Origin of the sequence: Hydrogenophaga borbori, from assembly GCF_003417535.1 — a bacterium.
GTDB classification, from domain to species: Bacteria; Pseudomonadota; Gammaproteobacteria; order Burkholderiales; family Burkholderiaceae_C; genus Hydrogenophaga; species Hydrogenophaga borbori.
Genome location: NZ_QVLS01000002.1, coordinates 195,529 through 214,327 on the forward strand (window position 1 = coordinate 195,529; position 18,799 = coordinate 214,327).

Here is an 18,799-nt window from a genome sequence, read left to right on the forward strand (position 1 = left end):
GCGCCGATCGTGTTGTCCCGTCTGCTCTCCCACGACCTGCCGCGCAGCCGCTGGCTGGCGCTGCTGCTCACGCTGCTGGTGCTGGGCCTGGCCTTCGCGCCTTTCCTGTTTCCCGGCGTGAAGGCGCTCAACGTCGCGGCCAAGGTGCTGATCTTCATCGCGCTGGTGGTCAGCTTCGACCTGCTGCTGGGCTACACCGGCATCGTGAGTTTCGCGCACACCATGTTCTTCGGCATCGGCGCTTATGGCATCGCCATCTCGGCCAGCGCGCTCGGCCCCACCTGGTGGGCGCTGGTCGTGGGCGCCGTGGGCGCGCTGCTGCTGTCCTTCCTGCTGTCGCTGCTCATCGGTCTGTTCTCGCTGCGCGTGCGGGCGATCTTCTTCGCCATGATCACGCTGGCCGTGGCCTCGGCCTTCCTCACGCTGGCATCGCAGCTGTCGGACATCACCGGTGGCGAAGACGGCCTGACCTTCCGCCTGCCCGAGCTGCTGTCGCCCGGCTTCGCGCTGATGGAGGAGGACTTCCAGGGGCCCTTCGGCGCCGTGCCGCTCAATGGCCGCTTCATCACCTACTACCTGCTGTTCGTGAGCGTGGTGGTCATGTTCCTGGTGATGCTGCGTATCGTGAACTCGCCCTTCGGCCGCGTGCTGCAGGCCATCCGGGAGAACGACTTCCGCGCCGAGGCCCTGGGCTATCGCGTGGTGGTCTACCGCACGCTGTCCAATGTGATCGCCGCGTCCTTCGCCACGCTCGCGGGCTGCCTGCTCGCTCTCTGGCTGCGCTACAACGGGCCGGACACCTCGCTGTCCTTCGAGATCATGCTGGACATCCTGCTCATCGTCGTGATCGGCGGCATGGGCACGCTGTACGGCGCCATCATCGGCAGCGTGGTCTTCCTGGTCGCGCAGAGCTACCTGCAAGACCTGCTGCGTTGGCTCGGCGGGCTCTTCGAGGGCCTGCCGCTGCTGCCCGCGCTGCTCACGCCCGATCGCTGGCTGCTGTGGCTGGGCCTGCTGTTCGTGCTGTCCGTCTACCACTTCCCCACGGGTGTCGTCGGCAAGCTGCGCGAGCGCGCGGCGCACAAGGCGACGAAGGAGTCGACATGAACTTCGCCGCTCTCGAACCGCGCTCGCGCTACATCACCTGCGAGGAGCGCGAGATCCACTTCATGGACTGGGTACCCGCGCAGGCCGGTGGCCCGGTGGTGGTGGCCTGGCACGGCCTGGCGCGCACCGGGCGCGACATGGACCCGCTGGCGGCGCATCTGTGCGCCCAGGGTTGGCGGGTGATCTGCCCCGACACCATCGGGCGCGGGCTGTCGCAGTGGAGCCCGGACCCGAAGGCCGAGTACTGCCTGGACTTCTATGCGCGTCTGGCGAAGTCGCTGGTCGACCAGCTCGGCCTGAAGCAGTTCCATTGGGTGGGCACGTCCATGGGCGGTGCCATCGGCATGGCCTGCGCGGCCGGGCCGCTGCGCGGGCGCATCGAGCGCCTGGTGCTCAACGACATCGGCCCGCAGCTCGCGGCGCCCGCGGTGCAGCGCATCCGCAGCTACGCGGGCAGTCCCGCGGCCTTCAACACCATGCGCGAGCTGGAGCAGTACTTTCGCGCCGTCTACAAGCCCTACGGCCACTTGCCCGACGCGCAGTGGCGCCTGCTCAGCGAAAGCTCCATGCGCCGGTTGCCCGACGGCCGCGTGACACCGCACTACGACCCGGCCATGGTGCAGCAGTTCGAGCACCACCCCGACGACTACGAACTCTGGCCGGTGTTCGACACCATCGATGTGCCCGTGCTGTGCCTGCGCGGCGCGGAGTCCGACCTGCTGCTGGCCGAGACCGCCGAGGCCATGCGCGACCGCGGGCCGCGCGCCCTGGTGGTGACCATCCCCGGCTGCGGACACGCGCCCGCGCTCAACGTGCCCGATCAGCTGGAGCTGGTGCAGCGCTTCCTGAGCGATCCGCGCGCGCACTGAGCCCGCCGGCTCAGTCCTTCGCGCCCAGGGCCAGCGCGCGTTCGCGGCTGGCGGCCCGCTCGGCCTCGTCGGCGGGCGCCGTGGGCCAGCCCTGCAGGTGCCGCGCGGCGATATCGCCCAGGGCTTGGATCCATTCGGGTCGGTCGTTGAGGCAGGGGATGTAGGCGAAGCGTTCGCCGCCGGCCTGCAGGAAGGCGGCGCGCGCTTCCATGTCGATTTCTTCCAGGGTCTCGATGCAGTCCGCCACGAAGCCGGGGCAGATGAGGTCCACGCTTTTCACGCCCTGGCCCGCGAGCTCCACCAGCGTGGGCTCGGTGTAGGGTTGTAGCCATTTGGCCTTGCCGAAGCGGCTCTGGAAGGTGACGGCGAAACGCTCCGGCGCCAGGCCCAGCGCCTGCGCCAGCAGCCGCGCGGTCTTGTGGCACTCGCAGTGGTAGGGGTCGCCCAGGTGCAGGGTGCGCTCGGGCACGCCGTGAAAACTCATCACCAGCCGCTCGGCCTGGCCATGGGCCTGCCAGTGCTGGCGCACCGAGCGCGCGAGCGCCTCGATGTAGCCCGGGTCATCGTGGTAGCGGTTGACGAATCGCAACTCGGGCACGGCGCGCTGGCGGGCGCTCCAGGCGTTCACGGCGTCGATGAGGCTGGCGGTGGTGGCCCCGCTGTACTGCGGGTAGGCCGACAGCACCAGCACGCGCGTGGCGCCCTGGGCCTTGAGCTCGTCGAGCACCGAGGCGATGGAGGGATGGCCGTAGCGCATGGCGTGGCGCACCAGCACCGCGTGCCCGCGCTCGCCCAGGTGGCCCAGCAGGCGCTTGGCCTGCTTCTCGGTCCAGACCTTCAGCGGCGAGCCTTCGGGTGTCCAGACGCTGGCGTACTTGGCGGCCGACTTCGCGGGCCGCACGCGCAGGATCACGCCGTGCAGGATCGGCCACCACAGCAGGCGCGGGATCTCGACCACGCGCGGGTCGGCGAGGAACTCGGCCAGGTAGCGCCGCAGGGCGGCGGGCGTGGGCTCCTCGGGGGTACCCAGGTTGCACCAGATCACTGCCGTGCGCTCGGCGCGGCCATGGCGGAGGGGCGGTTCGGTCGCGAAGGGCATGCGCTATTCTCTCGCAAGCATGAAAGACGATTCCTTGAGCACGGAGCCCGCGGGGTCCGGCGCCGCCACGCTGGAGCCGTCGCGCGTGCGCGCGATCAGCATCGACCTCGACGACACCCTCTGGCCCATCGCACCCACCATCGAGCGGGCCGAGGCCGCGCTGCTGGCCTGGTTCCGCGAGCACGCGCCGGCCGCGGCCATCCTCGCCGCCAACCCGCAGTCGCTGCGCGAGGCGCGGCACTTCCTGCAGATCAAGCGGCCCGATCTGTCGCACGACCTGAGCGCGCTGCGCCGCGAGTCCATCCGCTTCGTATTGCTCAAGGCCGGCGACGACCCTGAGCTGGCCGAGGAGGCGTTCGATGTTTTCTTCGCCGAGCGCCAGCGCGTGGAGTTGTTCGACGACGCCTTGCCCGCGCTCGAATGGCTGGCCGGGCGCTACCCGGTGGTGGCTCTGTCCAACGGCAACGCCGACGTGCGGCGCATCGGCCTGGGCCAGCACTTTCGCGCGGCCATCAGCGCGCGCGAGTTTGGTGTCGCCAAGCCCGACGCGCGCATCTTTCACGCGGCGGCCAGCGCCGCGGGCGTGCGCCCAGGCGAGGTGCTGCACATCGGCGACGACGCGCAGCTCGACGCGCTCGGCGCCCTGGTGGCGGGCCTGCAGGTGGCCTGGCTCAACCGCGACGGCCACGCCTGGGACCATGCGCCGCTGGCGCCGCACACCACCGTGGCCGACCTCATGACGCTGTGCAACCAGCTGGCCTGACGGAGTCCGTCCCATGAGCCTCACCATCCACGGCATCCCCGCGTCGCGCGCCCTGCGCCCGCTGTGGGCCGCGGCCGAGCTGGGCCTGGATGTCGCGCACGTGCCCACGCCCTACGTGGACGGCAGCACGCGCACGCCGGCGTTTCTGGAGCTCAACCCCAACGGCCATATCCCGGTGCTGATCGACCGGCGCCCCGAAGGCGAGGTGGTGGTGTGGGAGAGCATGGCCTGCACCCTGTACCTGACGCGCGTGCACGGCCGGCCCGATGGCCGCGGCATCGCGCCGGCGACGGCGCGCGAGGAAGCCGAGGCCCTGCGCTGGTCGTTCTGGGTGGTCAACGAGGTGGAACGCGACGCGCTCACCGTGCTGGCGCACTTGCACGCCATGCCCGAAGAGCGCCGCAGACCCGAGCTCGCGCTGGCGGCCGAGCGGCGCCTGGCGGTGCCCTTGCGCGTGCTCGAACAGCACCTGAAGCGCCAGCAGGCCGCGGGACAGGACTGGCTGGCGGCGGGGCGCTTCACCGTCGCCGACCTGTGCGTGGCCAGCGTGCTGAACTGGGTGCGCGTGTCGCGGCCCCTGCTGGGCGCGCACCCGCTGATGCACGAATGGCTGCGGCGCTGCATGGAGCGGCCGGCCTACCTGCGCGTGCGCGAGAGCGGCTGAGTTCAATGATCGGAGCAGACGCATGGCACTCGATTGGCGGCACACGGCCGAAGGCATCGATTGGGATGAGCTGAGCGCGCTCTATCGGGACGCGCCGCTGGGCGACAAGCCGCCGGACCTGTTGCGCACGGTGTTCGGCAACAGCCTGTTCAAGTGCTTCGTGTTCGAGGGCGGCCGCCTGGTCGGCGCCGGCCGGGCGCTGGCGGACGGCGCCGACTGCGCCTACCTCTGCGATATCGCCGTGCTGCCTGGTCACCAGGGCACGGGCCTGGGCAAACAGATCGTTGCCCAGCTCGTGGAGCGCTCACGCGGCCACAGGAAGATCATCCTGTACGCGGTGCCCGGCAAGGAGCCGTTCTATCGGAAGTTCGGCTTCCTGCGCATGAAGACGGCGATGGCGATCTTTTCGAATCCGCAGCAGCAGCTGGAGCGGGGCTACCTCAGCGAGGACTGAGCGCCCGCCCGCGCCTCACCAGCCCCAGACCAGGCGCTCGGACACCCAGCCCGACTCGCCCGTCTCGCGCTCCACGCGCACCCAGTCGCCGCGCTTCTCCAGGGTCTTGAGCAGTTCGCCGTACTGGGCCTGCACCACCACCTCGTTGTTCAGGCCGGGGCCGCTGCGCACGTTGAGGATCTTGCTGGTGACGATGTGGTGCGGTTCGTCGCCGGTGAGCGAGCGCGCCACCCAGCCGGTGTCGCCCTCGAAGTCCTTCACCTCGAGCCAGTTGCCGCGCCGCTCGGTCACCTGCAGCGGAAAGCCGCGCCGCAGCTCCCACAGCACGGTGCTTTTCAGGCTGGGGCCATCGCGCATGTTCACGGTGCTGCCGCTGATGCTGACCATGTTCTGGGCATGGGCGCTGATGGCGGCCACACCCAGAGTCAGGGCGAACAGGCCGCGGAACAGGGATCGTGCAACGGTGTTGACCGGCATGGCGATGGGCTCCTTTCCTCGGGTCAAGAAAAAACAAAGGGGGTGGGAGCCGCTCGCGCGACCCAGGTTCCCCCGAGGGGCCAAGGTTAACAGCCCCGATTCGCCATGCCGAGGGGCGAAGCGGTTCATGAGACCGCCGTACGTCACGGATGGGGCGTTTTCAGCGCCCGCGCGCGGCGGCCCGGCCCGCCGCCTGGCCGCTGCGCACCGCGCCTTCGATGGTGGCGGGGTAGGGGCCGTCGACGTGGTCGCCCGCCGCCCAGAGCCCGGGCGCCACGGTGGCCGGCGGACGGCGCAAGCCGGGCGTGCAGGCGAAGGTGGCGCGCCGCTCGGTGATGGTGCGCAGCGGGATCAGGCCCTCCAGGCCGAGTTGCGCGCGCGCCTGCTCCAGCGTGGCGGCCTGCAGGTCCTCGCGTTCGCCGTGGCTGTCGCTGAGCACGAAGGCCAGCACGCCGGCGTCGGCGGTGCGCAGCCGGCCGCGGTCGAAGGCGAACTGGGCGGGACCGCCGCGCAGCGACACCATGGGCGCGGGCAAGGGCGGGTGCTCGCGCGGGCCCAGGGCGTAGACCGTGGTGATGGCGGTGTGGGCCAGCGCCGCCGCCGTGCCGGCCCAGTCGGGGGCAATGCCACGCAGCGCGTCGGCCGCCACCGGCGCGGGCGTGGCCCAGACCACGCGGTCGACGCGCTCGCTCTGGCCTTCGCCGCTGAGGCGCCAGCCTTGCCCGTCCGCCTCGATGCGTTCGATGCGCCGGCCCAGGTGCACGGCGTGGCCGCGCTCGCGCAGCCAGCGCGCGGCCGGGTCGGGGCCGAGTTTGGACAGGTCGTGGCGCGGCAGCAGCAGGGCCGAGGGCGCGAAGCCCGGCGCGCCGCGGCCGAACAGCGCGTCGCGCATCACGCGCAGGAAGGTGGCGCCGCTGGCCTGGTCGGGCGGCAGGTTCAGGGCCGAGACGCACAGCGGCCCGATCAGCTCGTCCATCACGCGCGGGGGCAGGCCCTCGCAGACAGTGGCCACGGTGTCCGACGCGCCGCAGGCAAAACCTTGCGCGCGCCAGCGCAGCGACACGCGCAGCAGGGCCAGCCGCTCGGCGGCGCGCCAGCCGCGCGCGCCGAGCATGGCGGCCAGCGCGTCCAGCGGCGCGGGCCAGCGCGCGGCCCAAGGCGGCACCGCCAGGCCCTGGCCGTCGGCGAAGCGCAGCGACAGCGGCAGCGCCAGCAGGGCCTCGCGCGGGTTCACGCCCACGGCGCGCATGAAGGCCAGGGTGGCGGTGTAGGCGCCAATGAGGATGTGCTGGCCGTTGTCCAGCGGCAGGGGCGCGCCGTCGGGGGGGGCGATGTCGACCCGGCGGGCCCGCCCGCCCAGGGTGTGGGTGATCTCGAACAGCGTGACCCGGGCGCCACCTTGCGCGGCGGCCACGGCGGCGGCGCAGCCGGCCCAGCCGCCACCGACGATGGCGACGCTGGGGCCCGTGCTCACAGCCGCCCCAGCGCCTGCACCTTCCACGCGAGCCAGAACTTGCGCAGCGGCGTCAGGCTCACGCGGCGCGTGAGCACCAGCAGCGGCTCGGCCTCGATCTCGCGCAGCAGCGTGCGGTAGATGCTGGCCATCATCAGGCCGGGTTTCTGGCTGCGGCGGTCGGCGTCGGGCAGCAGGGCCAGGGCCTCGTCGTAGGTGGCCAGCGCGCGTTGGCACTGGAAGGCCATGAGCGCGGTGAAGCGGCGCTCGAAATCGGCCGCTTCGCCACCCGGCGCCGCGCCGCGGCGCAGCAGCTCGTGCGCCTTCACGTCGAAGCGCTGCAGCTCGTCGATGGGCAGGTAGATGCGCCCGCGCACCGCGTCCTCGCCCACGTCGCGCACGATGTTGGTGAGCTGGAAGGCCAGGCCCATGCGGTGCGCGTACTCGGTGGTGCGCTCCTGCGTCTGGCCGAAGATGCGCGCGGCAACCTCGCCCACGAGGCCGGCCACCAGGTGGCAGTAGCGCTGCAGGTTGGCGAAGTCGAGGTAGCGGCTCTGCTCCAGGTCCATCTGGCAGCCGTCGATGACGCCCAGCAGGTGGCGCGCCTCGATGCCGTAGGCGGCGGCCAGCGGCATCAGGGCCTGCGTCACCGGGTGGCTGGGCTGGCCCGCGAAGGCCTGCGCCACCTCGCCGCGCCACCAGGCCAGCTTGGTCTGCGCCACGCCCGGATCGCTCACCTCGTCGACCACGTCGTCCACCTCGCGGCAGAAGGCGTAGAAGGCCGTGATGGCGGCGCGCCGCTCGGGCGGCAGAAAGAGGAAGGCGTAGTAGAAGCTGCTGCCGGAAGCGGCGGCTTTCTGCTGGACGTAGTCTTGCGGGCTCATGGGGTGCCACGAGTGTACGCATGGCGCCCGGGGCCTCGGGACGCGCCGCCGGGGCCGCGCCCGGCGTCAGCCGGCGAAGGGCGGCGGCTCGGTGGCCGGCCTGTCGGTCGCGGGCAGGGGCGTGGTGGTCCCGGGCCGTGCGGGGACCAGCGCCCGCCAGGCCGCCTGCAACAGGCCCAGGCCTTGGGGCCGCTGCAATGGCGCGAGGTGTTGCGGGGCGGGCTGCAGCAGCGCGTGGCCGAACAGCTCGACCGGTGCGGCCTGGCGGCTCGATGGCTCGCGCCGGTCCAGCCGCAGCAGGGTGGGGTGCAGCGCGCGGGCCAGTTCGGCGCAGGCCTCCTCGGCCACGGCGGTGTGCTCGACGGGGGGCATGACGATATCGACGGCGAAGCGCAGCAGCTCGGGCGACTGCAGGCGGGCGGCGCTGTGGTCCTGCTCCAGCCAGGCGATCAGCAGCCCTTGGGCCAAGGGGCGCCACTCGGGCACGTCGGCGACGCCGCTGTTGTCGAGCGTGTGCAGCACGTGCGCCATCACCGCCTCGGGTTTCGTGCCTTTGGCCAGTTGGTTCAGGCCGAAGCACAGGGCGCCCACGGCCTCTTGCTCGGTGCGGGTGCCACGGGTCAAGGGACCCCGCTCCAGCCAGAGCTTCAGCAGCGTGGCCCGGGGACGCGGCGCGCGCAGCACCAGGGCGATCAGGCGCCCGCGCTGGGGTGTGGTCCACGGGGTGCCGCTGGGCAGGGCCTTCAGCAGTTGGGTCAGGCGCTCGGTGAGGGGGCCGCCGTCCAACCGGTCGAGCAGCCGCAGCGCGCTGTCGATGGGGGGCGGGGTCGGGGCGGGGAAGGCGCTCAGGGTGAACTCCACCAGCCGCTCGATGAGCGCGCGGGGGGCTTGGGGGCTGTCCGCGAGGGCCTCGATGTAGTGCAGGAGCTGCGCCTGGCGCTGCAGAGCGAGCCCGGGCGTGGCCGCGTCGTCGCGCGACAGGTAGAGGCGCACGGCGTCGTCCACCGGGCGCTTGTCGAAGGACGGCAGCCAGGACGCCATCGCCTCGCGCATGTCGTCAATGCCTTGTTCGAGCGCGAGTTGCTGCGGGGTCTTCTGACCCATGGCTTGCAGGGCCGCCTGCACGGCCTGGGCCTGGGCGTCGTTCCCACAGACGGCGCGCAGCGATCGCATCAACGCCAGGGCGCCGCTGCCATCCAGGCCATTGGCGCCCAGCAGGCGGTGGACCTTCTGGATGTCGAGCACCAGCCGCGCCGCGAGGGCCTGCCGCTCCTCTGCCGCGCCCATGGCGCCCAGGCGCTGGATGTCCAGGGTGATGCCCCGCAGGCGAAGCCCGGCGACGCAGCCCGGGGCCTGGTGCCGCTGGGCAATCGATTCAAAGGTCTGCAGCCATTCGGCGGGGAGCGCGCCACGGGCGACCAGCTCGCCGACGCGCGCGCACAGCGCCGTCAAGACTTCGTGGGGCAGTGCGCCGCTGCGGGCTGGCGGGGCAGTGCCGAGGTGCTGTTGGGTGAGCCGGTCGAGCAGGGCCCTGCCGCAGCGTTCGATCAGATCGATTTCCTTGCCGCCTTGGTGGTGGGCGGCCAGGCTCAGGGCCGCGAGCAGGTTCGCCGCGCCGGGGATGTGCAGTGCCTGCAGTTGGTGGGCGAACCAGGCCAACTGGTCGAAACGCCCGCCACGCTCGTCGCCGGGGGGCACGAGGCAGTGCTGGCAGCCGCCGTCGTTCCACACGGTGAGTGCGGGCGGCTCGCCCGACTGCAGGGTGTCGAACGCTTGCCGCAGATCGTCGCGCTCCAGGGCCTGGCGGCGCTGCTCGGCGCTGGCGCCGAGCTGGTCCAGCAGCGCGTCGAAGGCGGGGTGGGGCGGCGGATCCTTCTCTGCTGAAAGGAACAGCGCGAGTTCATCGGGCGACAGCCGGTTCGCCTGGGCGCAGTCGCTGGCCAAGCCCTGCAAGGCCTGCAGCAGTTGGGGGTCGATGGCCCCGCGCACCTGGCGAACGGCCTGGCCGCAGGCGAGCATGAGCCGGGGCATCTCCGGGTGATGAGGGTCTTTCAGTTGCAGCACGGTCGCCGACAGCACGAACACGGCGCTCCTCTGTCGGTGCTGGAGCAGAAACTGGCCGAGGTGCAGCAAGTGCTCCACCTGCTGCGCATTTGTCGGCGTGGCGCTGCAGTGCCAGCCGCCGTTGCCGTCCCAGATGCGCAGCACCGGGGGGCGGCTGTCGAGCAGGGCATTGAGCGTCGACTCCAAGGCCTGCGTGGCCTGCGCGAGGACCCGCTGGTCCTGGATGTTCAGCGATGCCTCCAGGAACCGGGCGTTGCGTCGGTTGGCTTCGTTGCGACTGGAGGGGCGGGGTGTGTCGGCGGCCTCGGTGCCGCTTCGGTTGATGAGGGGCTTGTGCTCGGCGCGGGGGATGGACGGTGGTTTGGGATTCGAGAAGAAGAAGGACGAGAAGCGTTGCATGTCGAGGGAAAGCGCGAGCGGAGGGGAAGCGCCTTCAGTAACCGCCACGTCCCGCGCGGCTCATCACCTTTCCCTCACCTCAGTAGGTCACCGTCAGCACCACGCTGTCGCTGTAGCTGCCGGCCGGCACGCTCTGGTTGGCGGGTAGGCGGCCGTAGACGGTGTGCGACTTGCTGCCCGGCAGGCACACCAGGTTGAGCAGGCTGGTGGTGATGGTGCCGCCGGTGGTGGGACCGCTGGCGCCGCCATCGCCCCAGGGCTGCTGGCGCAGGCTGTCGCTGAACAGGCCGTAGGCCAGGCGGCCCGCGCCGGCGGCCAGTTGCCGCTGGGCGCCGCTGGCGTGGTCGCCCACGGACAGCGAGAGCGTGTAGCTGCTCTTGCAGGCGAGCAGCAGGTACTGGGGCGTGCAGGTGACCAGCACGGCCGCGCTGCTGTCGGCGCGCGCGCCGCCTGGCGAGGTGTAGTTGCCGAAGGCCAGGGCCGTGGCGCTCACGCTGCAGCTCTGCGCCCGGGCGGCGGTGCCGCAGAGCAGGGCGGTCAGCAGCAGGAGCAGTGCGCGCAGGAGGGGCTTGGTGTTCATGGTGTGCAGGTGAATGGGCCCAGGGTGGCGGCGGCGCCCAGGGTCGGTGCGAGCGCAAAGCTCACCCGGCACAGGCCCTGCGGGCCTTCGACGCGCAGGGTGTTGAAGTCGTCGAGATCGGTGAGCCAGACCTGGCCGCCGTGGGCGAAGGGCGCGCCTTCGTCGCCGGCCGGGGCGCCACCGGGCGCGCGGTAGGCGCGCGCGCCCGGTGGCACGGGGCTGCCGTCGGGCAGGCGCACGCTGACCAGCGCCGAGCGCGTGCGCCGGGCAGGGAAGCGCACGCGCACCACGGTCTGCGCGGGCGGGCGCACCTGCAGCTCGGGCACGCCCAGCACCACGTCCAGCGGCAGCACGTCGGCGGCCACGCCCAGGGTGTTCTCTTGCCAGGGCTGCAGGCCCCAGACCCAGGCCTGGCCTTTGGCGTCGGTGACGGCGGTGTCGCGGTGGTTGAGGCGCACGCCCACGCCGCCCATGCCCTCGATTTCCACGCGCGCGGCGGCGGCCTCGCCGATGGTGCGGCCCAGCATGGGCTGGCCGCCAATCCACAACACGCCGCCCTGCGCCGCGACGCGCAGGTGGGCCTCGGGGTCGTGGCGCCATTTCGTGGCTTGCGCTTCCACACGGCCGAGTTGGCCCAGCCAGCTCACGCCGGCCAGGGCGCTCAGCGCGTCGCTGCCCCCCTGCAGGCGCCAGCCCAGGCCGCCGGCGTCGGGCTCGCTGCGCTGCGCCTGCACGGTGAGGCCGGCGTCCGCGCCGGCCTGCGCGCGCGCGGCCAGCGTGGTGTCGGGGCTCAGCGCGCGGGTGAGCAGCAGGGCCGCGCTGAACTGGCCGTCGCGCCGGTACAGGCTCAGGCCGGCGTGCCAGTGCGCGCCCAGGCGGCGCTGCAGGCCGGCGGTGAGCACGCGTGTGTCCTGCCCCTGGGCGCCGCGCTGCCACACCAGGCCGGCGGACAGGCTGGTCTGGCCGATGCCGGTGCCGGCGAACAGGGTGGTGCGCCGCTGCGGCAGGCGCGAACCGTCGAGCGAGCGGAAGCCGGTGCCGGCGGTGTCGATCGTGGCGCTCAGGCTGCCGGCGCGCGCCACGCGCTCGAAGCCGATGGCGGTGCGCTGGCCGGCGCCGGTGCCGTCGGCCTGGCTGCGCCCGAGCTGCAGGCTGAGCACGCCCGCGCCCGCCACCACCCAATGCGCGCCCAGGTGCACGGCGCGCACGGCCTGGCCCGCCTCGGCGCGGCCCAGCAGGGTGAGCGTGTCGCTCAGTCCGTGGCGCAGGCTGCCGGCGATAAAACCGCCACCGTAGGTGTCGCTGGCAGAGGCGTAGCCGCGGCGCAGCACGCCGGCCTCCGCGCAGTGCTCGCTCAGGCCCTGGCGCAGCAGGCGCGGGCTGCTGTAGTAGGGCACCACCTGCACGCGCTCCACACCCAGCAGGTCGCGCTGCACCACGCGGATCTCGCCCGCGCCGGTCACGCCGGGCAACTGATCCAGGGTGTAGTTGCCCGGCCCCACCTGGGCGCTGCCGGCCGGGCGGTTGTCGATCAGCAGGTCCACGCCGCTGGGCACCTGCGCGCTGCCCGACACCGAGGGCAGGGGCTGGGTGACGAGGTCGGGGCGCAGGCTGAAGTCGGTGCCGTATTGCGCGCCGGCGAAGCGCAGCGCGGGCGCAAGCTCGCCGCCGCAGGTGATGGCGTCGCCCAGGCTGGTGCGCCACAGGCCGTTGGGGTCGCTGTGCTGCAGGCTGGTGTCCAGCCGCTGCCAGCGCGGCAGTCCGGCCGGGTTGGCGCCGGCGCGCAGCACACCGCTGGCGCGCGCCAGGCCGCCGGTGCTCCAGCCGAAGCCGCGCAGGTCGAGCAGGGCGGCGGTGCTGCTCTGGCCGCCGCTGCGTTCGGCGTTCACGCTGTAGTCCATGGCCAGGCCGGGCAGGGGCTCCATCAGCGGCGCCTCGCTGTCGCTGCGACCGTCCAGGCGCAGGCGCTGGGCCAGGAACTGCTCGGGCGGCGCCTGCAGCGCCAGCCGCTGCTGGGCCTTGTCGAAGCGGGGCGACCAGTTCTGCAGGCCATGGTGCGCCACGCCGGCGATGGTGCGCGGCGGATCGGCGGGGCGCAGGCGCCAGCGCGCCAGGGTCTCGGCCGTGGCGTACCAGCGGCCGTCGTCCTCCATCAGCGGCGCGAAGCCGTCGACGCGTTCGCCGTTGAGCCAGACCTCCAGCAGGCGCGGCGCGGGTTCGGCCCGCGCGGGTGTGAGCGCGCCGCACAGGCCGATGGCGAGCAGCAGGGCCTCAACGCGGCGCCACCGCATCGACCACCCCGCGAAGCGGCCCCGCGCTGGTGTCGGCGTCGTAGCGCGTGGTGGCGGCCGACCAGCCGGCCGGCAGCGTCCAGCGGCACCACTGGCCGGGCAAGGCGTAGCAGGGGCCGAAGTGGGTGCTGCCGCCCTGGTCCGACAGGAGTTGCAGGCCATGCACGTGCAGGTGGCGCCCGCCGGCGTTGTGCAGCTCCAGCGTGTCGCCGTGGCGCCGCCACTGCGGCTGGGCCGCCGGCGTGGCCACGCCGGTGACGAACACCGGCAGGCTCACGCGCAGCAGCAGCTGCACGCCGTCGTCGACGTCCCCAGGCGTGGGCACCTGGCTCAGCCAGAGGCGGTGGCTGCGCTCCACGCCCGACTCCACCGCCTGGCGCAGGCCCACGCGCACCACCTGGGTGGCGCCTGGCGCGAGCTCGAAGATGGGCGGGTTGACGATGAGCGCCTGCGTGGGCTTGAGCCGGTCGGCCCCGCCGTCCTGGCTCCAATCGAAGGCCTCGGCCTGCAGCAGCAGGGGGCGGGTGGTGGGGTTGTGCACCGTCAGCTGCGAGGCCGGGGCGCGGCTGCCCAGCTCCAGCCGCACGGGCCGCACCTGGAAGGCCGACGCGGCCGGCGGGAAGGCCAGCGCGAGAACCACTGGCGCGAGCAGCGGGGCGAGCAGGCGCTTCATGCCGGACCCCGCCTCAGTAGGTGGCGGTCACGGTGATGGTGTCGGCGTAGACACCCACCGTGGCGGTGGCGCTGGACGGCACCCGACCGTACACGGTGAAGGACTGCAGCAGGCCGGTACCGGTGCTGCTGTTGAACACGGTGCCGTTGGTGCCATCGCCCCACAGCTGGGTGCGCCCGGCGTCGCGGTAGAGGCGGTAGGCCAGGGTGTCAGTGCCGCTGGTCATGCGCCGGTCGGCCACCGTGGCGCCACTGCCCGTGCCGGCGTCGAGCGAGAGGCTGTAGGGGGTGCCCACGGTGCAGGTGGCGGTGACGACGGTGCTGCTGTCGGCCTGCACGCCGGGCGACACGATGCCGAATGCCAGGGGAATGCCGCCGACCACCGTGCAACTGGCCAGCACGGTGGCCGTGACGCCGAAGGTGGCGCTGCTTTGCGCGAGCGCGGGCAGCGCGGCCAGGCACAGGCCGGCGGCGGCCAGGGTGCGGCGGATGGGGGTGTGACAGCGGGACATGGCGACCTCCTGGACAGACATCGAGACCTCGGCCGCACGGTCCGGGTGGGGTGCGTGCCTGTCTGCGATCTCGGAGGCCCGCAATCTATCTTTTGAGGGCGCGCGTTTCGGGCAGAGGTTTTCTTGAGGTTTGACGCCAAGTCGCAAGCTTTCCCGGCATGCGGTGGCGCGCGCCGTCAAGGTTTCCCGGCAGGCCGGGCGGCGCGGCTCAGCTCGCCTGGCGAAGGGCCTCGGTGCGCTGCGCGAACTCCTGGCGCAGCTGCTTGCGCACGCGCGCGGCGGCCTGGCGGCGGTGCTCGTCGGGCGTGGCGGGCTTGAGCGGTGGCACCGGCACGGGCTTGCCGCCGTCGTCCACCGCCACCATGGTGAAGAAGCAGCTGTTGGCGTGGCGCACCACCTGCGAGCGGATGTTCTCGGCCACGACCTTGATGCCGACCTCCATGGACGAGGTGCCGGTGTGGTTGATGGACGCCAGGAAGGTGACGAGCTCGCCCACGTGGATGGGCTGCAGGAACATCACCTGGTCCACCGAGAGCGTGACCACGTAGCGCCCCGCGTAGCGGCTGGCGCAGGCGTAGGCCACCTGGTCCAGCAGCTTGAGGATGGTGCCGCCGTGCACATTGCCCGAGAAGTTGGCCATGTCGGGCGTCATGAGCACGGTCATGCTCAGCTGGTGGGAGGGGAGGTCCATGGCCGGTTCGATGGGGTGCGCGCGGGGTGCGCCAATGTACACGGCACGGGGGCCCCGCCGGCGCGGGGGCCGGCGGGGGCGGGCGGCCTCAGGCCAGCGCGGCGCTGGGGTGGGGCGCGGCGCTGGTGCCCGTGCGGGCGGCGCCGCGCAGCATCGCCACCAGCGCGCGCGCGTCGGCGGGCACCGTGTCGCCGCGCCAGACCACGTGCTGGTCGGGGCGGCAGAGCAGCAGCGCGTGGCGGTACTCGGGCGGGCGCCGCGCTTCGCGAGAGACATCCAGCACCGTCAGCGGCACGCCGGCCTCGGCGGCGGCGTCGAGCAGCGGCTGGGCCTCGGTGTCGGCCTGCGCGAGCAGCAGCGTGTAGCCGGCGCCGAAGGCGTCGTAGAGCGATCGGCCGTCGGCCAGCCAGAAGTGCGGCGCGCGGCAGCCCGGCACCGTGGAGGGCGTGAAGTCACCCATGGTGTAGGCCGGCGGCGCCTCGCCATCGGCCGCGATGATGGGCGAGCCGCTGTAGTAGTAGCCGTAATTCAGGCCCGCGCAGCAGAACTGCTGCACGTTGAGCTGGTAGGCCTCGTCGCCGATGAGGGCGCGCGCCGCCGCGCCGGCCGCGTCGTTGGCTTCGATGTTCGGCGGCACCGCGCTGCGCGCCTTGATCATCTTCTGCGCGTGGTCCATGGCGAAGCGCGACACCTGTTCGGTGATGGGCTGGCGTTCGGCCTCGTAGGCGTCGAGCATGGACGGGTCGGCCCAGCCCTGCACCTGCGCGGCCAGCAGCCACGACAGGTTGAGCGCGTCCGCGATGCCCGCGTTCATGCCGTAGCCGGCATAGGGCACCCACAGGTGGGCGGCGTCGCCGGCGATAAAGGCGCGCCGGTCGCGGAAGCGGTCGGCCACCAGGCGGCGGCCCACCCAGTCCTCCTTGGAGATGACCTCGTACTGGAAGTCGTCACCCACGCCCAGGATGTGGCGGATGCTCTGGTCGCGGTCCACCGAATCGAACTCGGTCTCGTGCGGGTTGAGGTGGTTGTGCACCAGCCAGGTCTCGCGGCCGTCGATGGCGAAGGCCGTGCCGCAGCGGCGGGGGTTCACCGAGTAGTAGCACCAGGCGGGCTTGCCGGGCAGGCGGCTCAGCAGGTCCTTGGCACGGATGTAGGTGGACTGCACGCGCTGGATCACGGCCGTGCCCTCGAACCGCGCGCCGATGGCCTTTCGCACGCCGGAGGAGCCGCCGTCGCAGCCGACCAGGAAGCGCGCGCGCACGCGGCGCGGGGTGCCACCGTCCAGGCCGACGAGCGTGGCCGTGACGCCATCGGCGTCCTGTTCGAAGCCGTCCACGCGCGTGCGGTTGAGCAGGGTCACGTTCGGCAGCGCCGCCGCGTGCTCCAGCAGGATGGGCTCCAGGTAGATCTGGTTGATGCGGTGCGGTGGCTCGGCGGTGGGCCACCAGGTGTCGGGGCCGCCGTTGTCGACGAAACGCTCCAGCCGGTTCGGGATGGGGATGCGGGTGAGCTCGATGCCCGTCATGGCGGTGCGGAACACCACGTCGTTGGGGTGTTCATCGGGCAGGCCCGCCTGGCGCAGCCGGTCGGCCACGCCGAGCTGACGGAAGCGCTCCATGGTGCGCGAGGCCACATGGTTGCACTTCACGCTGGGCGGCTCCTTGTAGGCGCGCAGCTCGGCGATGGTGACGCGCACGCCGCGCGCGGCAAGGTCCATGGCGAGCGTCAGGCCGACGGGGCCGGCGCCCACGATGAGCACGTCGGTGGACGACGCGCTGGTCGGGTCGGTCAGGGGGGCGGAGGGGTTCATTCGAGTTTGATGCCAGCGGTGCGGATCACCTTGGCCCACTTGGTGGTTTCGGACTTGATGTAGTCACCGAAGGCCTTGGGCGTGGTCGGCGCGGGTTCCACGCCCAGGCCGCGGATGGTGGCCTGCGTGGCGGGGTCGTTGAGCGCCTCGACCAGGGCCGCGTTGAGCTTGTTGACGATGGCGTCGGGCGTGGCCGCGGGCGCGACGATGCCGAACCAGCCCACCGATTCGTAGCCCGCCAGACCGGCCTCGGCCACGGTGGGCACGTCGGGCAGGGCGGGCACGCGCTTGTCGCTGGTGACCGAGAAGGCCTGCAGCTTGCCGGCGCGGATGTGCGGCAGCGCGGCGGGCAGGTCGGTCACGGCCAGCGGGATCTGGCCCGCCAGCGCATCCACGGCAGCGGGGCCGGAGCCGCGGTAGGCCACCTGCACGATCTTCGTGCCCGCCATCTGGTCGAACAACGAGGCCGTGAGGTGCATGGCCGTTCCGTTGCCGCCGTGGCCGATGGTCAGCTTGCTCGGGTCGCGCTTGGCCAGGGCGATCAGCTCGGCCTGCGTGCGCACGCCCACCGACGGGTGGCCCACGAACACGAAGGGGATGGCCGCGACCAGCGAGACCGGTTTGAAGTCCTTCACCGGGTCGTAGGGCATTTGCGGGTAGAGGCTGACGTTGGCCGACAGCGCGCCGGCCGCGCCCAGGCCCACCGTGTGGCCATCGGGCTCGGCCTTGGCCACGGCGGTCAGGCCGATGTTGCCGCCCGCGCCAGGGCGGTTCTCGATCACCAGCGGCTGGCCCAGCTTCTCGCTCACGCGCGGGCCGATGGCGCGCACGATGGCGTCGGCGCTGCCGCCGGGCGGGAAGGTCACGATCACGCGGATGGGCTTGGTGGGCCAGGCGGCCTCGTTGGCCAGCGCGGGGGCGGCGAGCGCGAGCAGGGCGCTGGCGCCAAGGGCGGCGCCCAGCGCGCGCCGGAGGGCGGAAGGCTTCATTGACTTGTCTCCTGTTTCTGGTGGTGCTTGTCCGCCCGCGATTCAACCCGCTCCCGATTCATGCGTAAAGTAAAACTTATCGAACCATTTATTATTCGAACTCATGAATATGGACGCCCGCTTCATCCCCAGCATGCGCCAGTTGCGCGCCTTCGCTGCGGTTTTCCACCTGCGCAAGGTGAGCGCGGCGGCCGAGCAGCTGTCGGTCACGCAGTCGGCGGTGAGCCTGTCGCTGCGGCAGCTGGAAGAGGGCCTGGGCGCGCGCCTGTTCGACCGCACCACCCGCACGCTGCAGCCCACGCAGGCCGCGCTCGAGGCCATCGTGCTGGCCGAGCGCATCCTGCGCGACGCGGAGGCCCTGGGCGCGGGCACGCTGGAGCTGTCGCAGCTGCGGCGCGGGCGCGTGAGCGTGGCCGTCACGCCCACGCTGGCCGAGCTGCTGCTGCCGGCGGCCGTGGTGCGTTTTCGCGAGCGCCACCCGGGCATCCACGTCGATATCAACGACTGCGCGCCCGACCAGTTCGTCTCGCGCGTGGTGGGCGAGCAGGTGGACTTCGGCATCGGTGTGCCCGAGCAGGCCGGCGCCGACGTGGACACCGACACCCTGGTGCGCGACCACCTGGCGGTGGTCTGCCCGGCGGGCCATGCGCTGGCGGGCCGCTCGCGCCTGCGCTGGGCCGACCTGGACGGCCACCCGGTGATCACCGTGCGCCCGGGCTACGGCGTGCGCCCGCTGATCGACGCCAGCGCCGCGCGCGCGGGCGTGCGGCTGCGCGTGGTGCACGAGGTGACTTTCCTCTCCACCGCGCTGTGGATGACGCGCGCCGGCATGGCGATCGCCATCATGCCGGCGGCGTATGCGCGCGCGGCGCGGCCACAAGAACTGGCGGTGCTGCCGCTGAGCGCGCCGCGCGTCTCGCGCGACATCTGCATCGTGACCAAGCGCGGGCGCGCGCTGTCGCTGACGGCGCAGGCGCTGGTGCGCGAGGTTCGAGCGGCGCTGCGGGCCTAGCGAGCCGCG

Annotated in this window: 18 protein-coding genes; 6 read left to right on the plus strand and 12 right to left on the minus strand. The window is 72.5% G+C overall.

Annotated features, from left to right (window positions below):
- The first annotated feature begins 9 nt into the window (after positions 1–9).
- On the plus strand, positions 10–1,107 hold the full coding sequence (locus DY262_RS04115; RefSeq protein WP_181936409.1) for a branched-chain amino acid ABC transporter permease: 1,098 nt from the start codon (positions 10–12) through the stop codon (positions 1,105–1,107).
- Positions 1,104–1,976 (plus strand): alpha/beta fold hydrolase, encoded by an 873-nt coding sequence (locus DY262_RS04120; RefSeq protein WP_116957711.1) that lies wholly within the window; start codon positions 1,104–1,106, stop codon positions 1,974–1,976. The genes DY262_RS04115 and DY262_RS04120 overlap by 4 nt, the downstream gene beginning before the upstream one ends.
- Before the next feature lie 10 nt (positions 1,977–1,986).
- On the opposite strand, the gene hemH is transcribed toward DY262_RS04120, so the two are convergent.
- A complete protein-coding gene (gene hemH, locus DY262_RS04125) occupies positions 1,987–3,075 on the minus strand; it encodes a ferrochelatase (RefSeq protein ID WP_116957712.1) in 1,089 nt (362 codons plus the stop codon).
- 19 nt (positions 3,076–3,094) lie between these two features.
- Here hemH and DY262_RS04130 point away from each other — a divergent pair, with 19 nt between their 5' ends.
- From DY262_RS04130 to DY262_RS04140, 3 genes are read left to right on the plus strand one after another with little or no spacing between them, the layout of a single operon-like run.
- Positions 3,095–3,838, plus strand: a complete 744-nt coding sequence (locus DY262_RS04130) for an HAD family hydrolase (protein ID WP_116957713.1) — start codon at positions 3,095–3,097, stop codon at positions 3,836–3,838.
- A gap of 13 nt (positions 3,839–3,851) precedes the next feature.
- A complete protein-coding gene (locus tag DY262_RS04135; protein WP_116957714.1) occupies positions 3,852–4,502 on the plus strand; it encodes a glutathione S-transferase family protein in 651 nt (216 codons plus the stop codon).
- Between the two features lie 22 nt (positions 4,503–4,524).
- Entirely contained in the window at positions 4,525–4,956 is a 432-nt protein-coding gene (locus DY262_RS04140; protein ID WP_116957715.1) for a GNAT family N-acetyltransferase, read from the plus strand.
- A 15-nt stretch (positions 4,957–4,971) separates the two neighbouring features.
- Here DY262_RS04140 and DY262_RS04145 read toward each other — a convergent pair whose 3' ends face one another.
- The 11 genes from DY262_RS04145 to DY262_RS04190 all read right to left on the minus strand — a co-directional run bounded on the left by DY262_RS04145 (position 4,972) and on the right by DY262_RS04190 (position 17,778).
- Positions 4,972–5,433, minus strand: a complete 462-nt coding sequence (locus DY262_RS04145; RefSeq protein WP_116957716.1) for an SH3 domain-containing protein — start codon at positions 5,431–5,433, stop codon at positions 4,972–4,974.
- 160 nt (positions 5,434–5,593) lie between these two features.
- The gene (hpnE, locus tag DY262_RS21940) at positions 5,594–6,907 is read right to left on the minus strand and encodes a hydroxysqualene dehydroxylase HpnE (protein WP_245980807.1); all 1,314 of its coding nucleotides are present in this window, start codon (positions 6,905–6,907) and stop codon (positions 5,594–5,596) included.
- Positions 6,904–7,770, minus strand: coding sequence for a presqualene diphosphate synthase HpnD (hpnD, locus tag DY262_RS21945; RefSeq protein WP_245980809.1), 867 nt, complete (start codon positions 7,768–7,770; stop codon positions 6,904–6,906). The genes hpnE and hpnD overlap by 4 nt, the downstream gene beginning before the upstream one ends.
- 66 nt (positions 7,771–7,836) lie before the next feature.
- Positions 7,837–10,233, minus strand: coding sequence for a hypothetical protein (locus tag DY262_RS04155; RefSeq protein ID WP_116957717.1), 2,397 nt, complete (start codon positions 10,231–10,233; stop codon positions 7,837–7,839).
- A 79-nt stretch (positions 10,234–10,312) separates the two neighbouring features.
- The gene (locus tag DY262_RS04160; RefSeq protein WP_116957718.1) at positions 10,313–10,813 is read right to left on the minus strand and encodes a Csu type fimbrial protein; all 501 of its coding nucleotides are present in this window, start codon (positions 10,811–10,813) and stop codon (positions 10,313–10,315) included.
- Positions 10,810–13,104: a fimbria/pilus outer membrane usher protein gene (locus tag DY262_RS04165; RefSeq protein WP_116957719.1), complete on the minus strand. Its 2,295-nt coding sequence runs from the start codon at positions 13,102–13,104 to the stop codon at positions 10,810–10,812. The genes DY262_RS04160 and DY262_RS04165 overlap by 4 nt, the downstream gene beginning before the upstream one ends.
- The gene (locus tag DY262_RS04170; protein WP_116957720.1) at positions 13,085–13,777 is read right to left on the minus strand and encodes a fimbrial biogenesis chaperone; all 693 of its coding nucleotides are present in this window, start codon (positions 13,775–13,777) and stop codon (positions 13,085–13,087) included. Before DY262_RS04170 ends, DY262_RS04165 begins: the two co-directional genes overlap by 20 nt.
- Before the next feature lie 13 nt (positions 13,778–13,790).
- A complete protein-coding gene (locus DY262_RS04175) occupies positions 13,791–14,288 on the minus strand; it encodes a Csu type fimbrial protein (protein WP_116957721.1) in 498 nt (165 codons plus the stop codon).
- 208 nt (positions 14,289–14,496) lie between these two features.
- On the minus strand, positions 14,497–14,979 hold the full coding sequence (locus DY262_RS04180; protein ID WP_116957722.1) for an acyl-CoA thioesterase: 483 nt from the start codon (positions 14,977–14,979) through the stop codon (positions 14,497–14,499).
- An 88-nt stretch (positions 14,980–15,067) separates the two neighbouring features.
- A complete protein-coding gene (locus DY262_RS04185; RefSeq protein ID WP_116957723.1) occupies positions 15,068–16,789 on the minus strand; it encodes an FAD-dependent oxidoreductase in 1,722 nt (573 codons plus the stop codon).
- Positions 16,786–17,778, minus strand: coding sequence for a Bug family tripartite tricarboxylate transporter substrate binding protein (locus tag DY262_RS04190; protein ID WP_070398041.1), 993 nt, complete (start codon positions 17,776–17,778; stop codon positions 16,786–16,788). Before DY262_RS04190 ends, DY262_RS04185 begins: the two co-directional genes overlap by 4 nt.
- A 103-nt stretch (positions 17,779–17,881) precedes the next feature.
- On the opposite strand from DY262_RS04190, the gene DY262_RS04195 reads away from it, so the two are divergent.
- Positions 17,882–18,790, plus strand: a complete 909-nt coding sequence (locus DY262_RS04195; protein ID WP_116957724.1) for a LysR family transcriptional regulator — start codon at positions 17,882–17,884, stop codon at positions 18,788–18,790.
- The last annotated feature ends 9 nt before the right edge of the window (positions 18,791–18,799 follow it).

What these genes read in the sequence shown, in the direction of transcription:
- DY262_RS04140 (WP_116957715.1), top strand. Translation starts at nt 4,525, where the DNA reads ATGGCACTCGATTGGCGGCACACGGCCGAAGGCATCGATTGGGATGAG.
- DY262_RS04185 (WP_116957723.1), bottom strand. Translation starts at nt 16,789, where the DNA reads ATGAACCCCTCCGCCCCCCTGACCGACCCGACCAGCGCGTCGTCCACC.
- DY262_RS04180 (WP_116957722.1), bottom strand. Translation starts at nt 14,979, where the DNA reads ATGGACCTCCCCTCCCACCAGCTGAGCATGACCGTGCTCATGACGCCC.
- DY262_RS04190 (WP_070398041.1), bottom strand. Translation starts at nt 17,778, where the DNA reads ATGAAGCCTTCCGCCCTCCGGCGCGCGCTGGGCGCCGCCCTTGGCGCC.
- DY262_RS04170 (WP_116957720.1), bottom strand. Translation starts at nt 13,777, where the DNA reads ATGAAGCGCCTGCTCGCCCCGCTGCTCGCGCCAGTGGTTCTCGCGCTG.
- DY262_RS04155 (WP_116957717.1), bottom strand. Translation starts at nt 10,233, where the DNA reads ATGCAACGCTTCTCGTCCTTCTTCTTCTCGAATCCCAAACCACCGTCC.
- hpnD (WP_245980809.1), bottom strand. Translation starts at nt 7,770, where the DNA reads ATGAGCCCGCAAGACTACGTCCAGCAGAAAGCCGCCGCTTCCGGCAGC.
- DY262_RS04135 (WP_116957714.1), top strand. Translation starts at nt 3,852, where the DNA reads ATGAGCCTCACCATCCACGGCATCCCCGCGTCGCGCGCCCTGCGCCCG.
- DY262_RS04120 (WP_116957711.1), top strand. Translation starts at nt 1,104, where the DNA reads ATGAACTTCGCCGCTCTCGAACCGCGCTCGCGCTACATCACCTGCGAG.
- DY262_RS04130 (WP_116957713.1), top strand. Translation starts at nt 3,095, where the DNA reads ATGAAAGACGATTCCTTGAGCACGGAGCCCGCGGGGTCCGGCGCCGCC.
- DY262_RS04160 (WP_116957718.1), bottom strand. Translation starts at nt 10,813, where the DNA reads ATGAACACCAAGCCCCTCCTGCGCGCACTGCTCCTGCTGCTGACCGCC.
- DY262_RS04165 (WP_116957719.1), bottom strand. Translation starts at nt 13,104, where the DNA reads ATGCGGTGGCGCCGCGTTGAGGCCCTGCTGCTCGCCATCGGCCTGTGC.
- DY262_RS04175 (WP_116957721.1), bottom strand. Translation starts at nt 14,288, where the DNA reads ATGTCCCGCTGTCACACCCCCATCCGCCGCACCCTGGCCGCCGCCGGC.
- DY262_RS04145 (WP_116957716.1), bottom strand. Translation starts at nt 5,433, where the DNA reads ATGCCGGTCAACACCGTTGCACGATCCCTGTTCCGCGGCCTGTTCGCC.
- hemH (WP_116957712.1), bottom strand. Translation starts at nt 3,075, where the DNA reads ATGCCCTTCGCGACCGAACCGCCCCTCCGCCATGGCCGCGCCGAGCGC.
- DY262_RS04195 (WP_116957724.1), top strand. Translation starts at nt 17,882, where the DNA reads ATGAATATGGACGCCCGCTTCATCCCCAGCATGCGCCAGTTGCGCGCC.